We start from the raw sequence: 5,341 nt of genomic DNA, 5'->3' as shown, positions 1-5,341 counted from the left end.
TGTATAAGAGCCACCCCCCACCCCCCTCCAAGGCCCTGGCCCCGCCTACCCGAGCACGTCGAGCAGCATCGAGCCCCTGCGCTGCCGCGGCAGCAGCCGGAAGTGCTTCAGCTCCTTGCGCTTCACCCGCCGCTCCAGCGCGCTGTGCAGCGACACCCGCCCCGGCCCGCGCATCAACGTCCCCAACGCGATGGCGATGAGCGCCAGGTTGAACTCGTAGCCGCCCTTCGTCATGTCAAAGCCGTTCTTCCTGTGCACCTTCGCGATGGCCATCGCCTGCGTCACGATGACCGACACCGCCGTGAAGCGCGTCGCGATGCCCAGGATGGAGCTCACCCCGGCCACCAGCTCCGTGATGCCCGTGGCCAGCAGCCACGGCTTGCCGGGCTTGATGCCCAGCTGCTCGAACATGCCCACTTGCTGCTCCATGCCTTCCTTCTTCAGCTTCGCCAGGCCGTGGTGGATCATCGTCGCGCCCAACGACAGACGCGGCGGCAGCAGCGCGGCCGACTTCAGCAACGAAGGTTGTTCGTTCAGCATCGCCACGTTCATGGGGCTCTCCTCGTCGGGACGCACGCGTCCGGTGGGTGAAGTGCCCCATACGTTGTGACGCATCCGCGCATCCGGCCCCGACGCTCGCAGGCTCCGACGCTCAGCGGCCGGGCACTCAACCCCCATCCCGCTCCGCCAGCGGCACGTCCATCAACGCCGCCACCTCCGCGCTGTAGCCGCCGGGTCCCTCTCCATGAACGATGAGCGGCGCACGCACCGACAAGCCCCGGTCCTGGTCCCTCAGCGCCTGCACCAGGAAGCGCGTCGCGGGCGCGTCCACCCGTGCGTGCACCGACCGGAGCACCCGGGGGAACAACCGCGCGCCCACAAGCACCCCCAGCACCTCCGCCAGCCGCGCCGCCGGATACACCAGGCTCACGCCGCCACCGGGCCGCAGGGCATGCCGCGCCGCCGCGACCACCGACGGCGCGTCGCACGCCACCTCCGACTTGGACACGGCCCGCTCCGCGTCCGGGCTCACCACGCCCGCCTCGGCCCGGCGGAACGGCGGGTTGGACACCACCTGCCCGTAGGCCCCAGGCGTGAACAACATCCGCGCCTGCCGCAGGTCCCCGAGCACCGGCCGCACCCGGCCCTCGCACCCGTTGAGCGCCACCGCGCGCGTCAGCCGCGTGTGCACCGCGGGCTGCAACTCCAGCGCATCCACCGGGCCCGCGACGCCGAACTGCTTCACCAGGAGCAGCGACACCACGCCGCTGCCCGCGCCCAGCTCCAGCACCGGTCCGGGCAGGTCGCCGCCTTCGGTGGCCGCGAAGTGCGCCAGCAGCACCGCGTCCAGCGTGAAGCGGTAGCCCGTCCGGCGCTGGAACACGCGCACGTCCGCGGTGCCAATGGAGTCCAGCGTCTCGCCGTCCTCCAGCACGTTCAGCGCGCGCCGTGCATCCGCTCGGCGACGTCCAGCACGCGCGCCTCGCAGGAGACGCCGTCCAGGTGGCTGGCCTCCACGAGGCCCGTGGGGCTGGTGACGTTCACCTCCGTGAGGTAGTCGCCCAGCACGTCGATGCCCACCAGCGTCAGCCCCTTCTCCTGGAGCGCGGGCTTGAGGCGCTTGCAGATGTAGAGGTCGCGCTCGGTGATCTCCGCCTTCATCGGCGTGCCGCCCGCGGCCATGTTGCCCCGGTGGTCCGCGTCCGACGGCACGCGCAGCACCGCGCCCACCGGGTCTCCATCCACCAGGATGATGCGCTTGTCGCCCAGGCGGCTCTCCGGCACGTACGCCTGCGCGAGGATGGGCTCCTTGCCGCCCTGCGTGAGCAGCTCCACCATGGAGCGCGCGTTGCGGTCCCCCGGCGCGAGGAAGAGGATGCCCTTGCCGCCGAAGCCGTCGATGGGCTTCAGGATGGTGCCCTGCGCGTTCTTCGCCGCGAACTCCAGCACCACGGACAGCTCACGCGTCACGCGCGTGTCCGGCATCAGGTCCGGGAAGTTCAGCGTGAAGAGCTTCTCGTTCGCGTCGCGGATGCCGGACGGGTTGTTGATGAAGATGGGCGAGCGGTCCGGACACAGCTCCACCAGCTGCGTGGCGTGCAGATAGTCCGCGTCCACCGGCGGGTCCTTGCGAAGGAAGAGCACGTCCAGCTTCGACAGGGGCCGCACGTCCTCCGCCAGCACGTCGAAGTGGTGGCCTGGCTCGCGCCGCACCCGGACCCTGCGCATGCGCGCCTCCGAGCACCGGCCGTTGAAGCGCAGCCACCCCTGTTCGAAGTAGTAGACGTCGTGCCCCCGCCGCTGGGCCTCCAGCATCAGCGAGAACGTCGTGTCGTGGTCCACCCGCACGCTCTCGAGCGGGTCCATCAGGAAGCCAAGGGAGAGGGCCATGAGGGGGCGGAAGATAGCGGACCCCTTCCGCCCGTGCCGCTCCTTCGCGCACCCCTTCGTCCAACCCGGAACTCAGCGGCCCGGCAGCTCCCTCAGCTTGAGGTTGAGGCGCACGGGCTTGCCCGCCTCCACCGGCACCGCGAGCACCCGGCGCTTCTTGTCCTCGCCCACCAGGATGAGCTCCGCCTGTCCCACCGGCAGCGAGCGCTTCACCAGCGGCGTGCGGCCCAGGGACTTGTTCTTGAGGAAGACCTCCGCGGGCTCGTCCAGGAAGAGCGTCACCTCGCCCTTGGTCTTCCGGCTCCGGGCGCCGCCCCGGTTGGAGTCGTCCCGGTCGGGGTCCCGGTCCTTCGTGCCCCGGTCCTTGTCCCGGGTGTCCTTGTCCTTGTCCTTGTCCTTGTCCGCCTCCGCGAGGGCCACGCCCGCGTCGGGCACGGGGGCCTGGGGCGGCCGGATGGGGACCATGGGTCCCATGCCCATCGGAGTGGGTGGGGAGGCCTTCTCCTCGTCCTCCAGCAGCTTCGTGAGCCGGAACGCGCCGTAGGCCAGCCCCAGGAACAGCGACAGCGACAGGAGCGCCCAGACGACGCCCAGCCTGGAGCGCTTCACCGGGGGCGCGGTCTCGTCGCTGCCGGACTCCTCCGCGCGCAGCTTCGCGATCTCCGCCTTCTTGCGCGCCTCCACGACGCTGAGCGCGTTGGCCTTGCGCTCCGGCAGGTAGGGGCCGTCATCCTTCTGGAGCGCCCGCTTCGCCGACGCCAGCACCTGGCTGCTCGTCGTGACGTCCGCGCTCTCCAGCAGCGAGCGCGTGGCCGCCATGCGCTCCGCGAACAGGCCCTTCATGAGGGCGGCGCGCTGCTCGGCGTCCATCAGCTTGCCGCCGGCCGCCTTTTCGATGGCGCGCGCCATGTCCCGCCCGGACGGATAGCGGCGGTCCACGTTGCGCTCCAGCGCGCGCATCACCACGCGGGAGATGTCCTCGGAGATGTGCGGCAGCAGCACGGACGGCCACGGGATGGCGTCCTCGAGGATCTTCACCATCTCATCGCGCTCGGTCTTGCCCGCGAAGAGGCGCTCGCCGGTGATGAGCTCGTGCATCACCACGCCCACGGAGAACAGGTCGCTCCTGCCATCCAGCGGATCGCCGCGCACCTGCTCCGGGGACATGTACCCGGTGGTGCCCTTCACCGTGCCGACGTTGGTGCGCTCCAGGCTGTTCTTCGCCTTGGCGATGCCGAAGTCGAGCAGCTTCACGGTGCCGTCGTACGTCACCATGATGTTCTTCTGCGCTACGTCGCGGTGGATGACGGGGCTCGCCTCGCCGCCGGGGGTCGTGAAGGTGTGCGCGTAGTGCAGCGCCAGGCACACGTCGCGGGCCACGGACAGGGTGAAGGCCAGCGGCACCGGCTGGCGCTTCTTCAGGCACGCGCTCGTGACCTGGTTGAGGTTCTGCCCGCCGATGAACTCCATGGCCAGGTAGAGCCCGTCGTCCTCCTCCCCCAGGTCGAACACCTGCGCGATGTTCGGGTGGTTGAAGGCCGCGGTGATGCGCGCCTCGTCCAGGAACATGCGGACGAACTGATCATTGGAGCGCGCGTCCGGGAGGATGCGCTTGATGACCACGTACTTGCGGAAGCCGCCCGGGCCCGACGTGTAGCCCAGGAACAGCTCCGCCATGCCGCCCACGGTCAGCTGCGTGAGCACCTCGTACTTCCCGATGCGCTCGCCCCGATGGAAGTCGATGAGCCCATCCTCCAGCGCCATGAAGGATGGCGCCCGCGTCGTGAAGAAAGCCGGGCCGGACCATAACAGGGCTGTTGCATCCGGGGTCCTTCGTTACCGGCGGAGCATCAGAAGGAGGGGTCCGCATGCCGGCTCGCAAGCCGGATCCAGACCCTGGGGTCCCTGTGGATCACCTGTGGATGGTGTGGATGGACCTGTGGACAACCCGTGGCACCGAAGCGACGCTGTGGATGCCCGGGGGAAACCGGCAACTTGCCCACATGTAGCGGATCGCCGATTCGTGAATGAATCCGGAGGTTTGCTGACTTTTCCCCAACTCCGTTGCCCCTACTGCTTCCACCAGTTGATCAATACTCCAATTAGACTGGTGAAAAGCAGCAGGGCCCGTGCACAAGTCGGAAACCGACAGGGCTTTCCGTCAGGGACACGCTGCTACAGGAGCGTGGCGCGCAGCCGCTCCAGCAGGCCGGGCAGGTCCTGGAGCAGCTGCCGGTCCATGTCCTCCAGCGCGGCGCGGAGCATGACCAGGTCCTCCGGCTCCCGCTCCGCGGACACCATGCGGTGCAGGGCGCGCAGGCGTTGGTTGCGCATGACCAGGCGGGCCAGGGTGTCGTCCAGCTCCTCGGCGAGCTCGGCGTCCAGGCGCAGCTCCTGGCCCACCAGCTCCCGGAGCTGTTCCACGCGGTAGGTGAGCTCCCAGCTCTCCTCGTAGCCCGCGCGCCGGGGCACCATCGGTCCGTACGTCCACCGCTCGTTCACGGTTCCTCTAGTGCGGCCGGGGCCGGGTGAGGCCCGTCAGGGACAGCCGGGTGCGTGTCGGGTCCAGCTCCACGTGCATCCGGCAGTCCGCCACGTCCAGGCGCAGGGTGTAGGGAGGACAGGGCGTGTGCCCCGAGTGCTCCTCGGAGGCGCGCGCGCCCATGCGGAACAGCTCGGCCAGCACCGCCTGTCGTACTTCCGCCGACAGGCCGTTCACGGTGGACTGCACGCCCCGGGCGATGAGCACCGTGAAGGCCTGCAATCCTGGAGAATCGTGCGAAGGGCCGGCCAGGGTCATCCCCGCGCCCGTTGCCAGAACCGTACCCTGCGACAGGCCTGTCGTTCCGGGGGGTTGGAGCGACTCAGGACCCTTGGGGCTGAAAAAAACTCAGGCATCAAAGTGCCCAATCCTGAAACCTCGGGGGGTGGGGTGCCGTGGGACATGGGC

At 69.5% G+C, this 5,341-nt stretch carries 6 protein-coding genes; all 6 read right to left on the bottom strand.

Annotated features, from left to right (window positions below; genetic code table 11):
- Window positions 1-45: 45 nt before the first annotated feature.
- On the bottom strand, window positions 46-552 hold the full coding sequence (locus D7W79_RS38370; protein ID WP_120530207.1) for a DoxX family protein: 507 nt from the start codon (window positions 550-552) through the stop codon (window positions 46-48).
- 115 nt (window positions 553-667) lie between these two features.
- Window positions 668-1,435: a tRNA1(Val) (adenine(37)-N6)-methyltransferase gene (locus tag D7W79_RS38365; protein WP_244222204.1), complete on the bottom strand. Its 768-nt coding sequence runs from the start codon at window positions 1,433-1,435 to the stop codon at window positions 668-670.
- Between the two features lie 2 nt (window positions 1,436-1,437).
- The gene (gene gshB / locus D7W79_RS38360; RefSeq protein WP_120530205.1) at window positions 1,438-2,391 is read right to left on the bottom strand and encodes a glutathione synthase; all 954 of its coding nucleotides are present in this window, start codon (window positions 2,389-2,391) and stop codon (window positions 1,438-1,440) included.
- Between the two features lie 72 nt (window positions 2,392-2,463).
- On the bottom strand, window positions 2,464-4,155 hold the full coding sequence (locus tag D7W79_RS38355) for a serine/threonine protein kinase (protein ID WP_120530204.1): 1,692 nt from the start codon (window positions 4,153-4,155) through the stop codon (window positions 2,464-2,466).
- A gap of 411 nt (window positions 4,156-4,566) precedes the next feature.
- Window positions 4,567-4,893, bottom strand: coding sequence for a hypothetical protein (locus D7W79_RS38350; protein WP_244222203.1), 327 nt, complete (start codon window positions 4,891-4,893; stop codon window positions 4,567-4,569).
- A gap of 7 nt (window positions 4,894-4,900) precedes the next feature.
- Complete coding sequence (locus tag D7W79_RS38345; protein ID WP_244222202.1) at window positions 4,901-5,155, bottom strand: hypothetical protein; 255 nt, start codon at window positions 5,153-5,155, stop codon at window positions 4,901-4,903.
- Between the last annotated feature and the right edge of the window lie 186 nt (window positions 5,156-5,341).

This window comes from Corallococcus exercitus, from assembly GCF_003611585.1.
In the GTDB taxonomy this organism is placed as follows: Bacteria; Myxococcota; Myxococcia; order Myxococcales; family Myxococcaceae; genus Corallococcus; species Corallococcus exercitus.
This window is presented reverse-complemented; position numbering and strand designations above follow the sequence as displayed.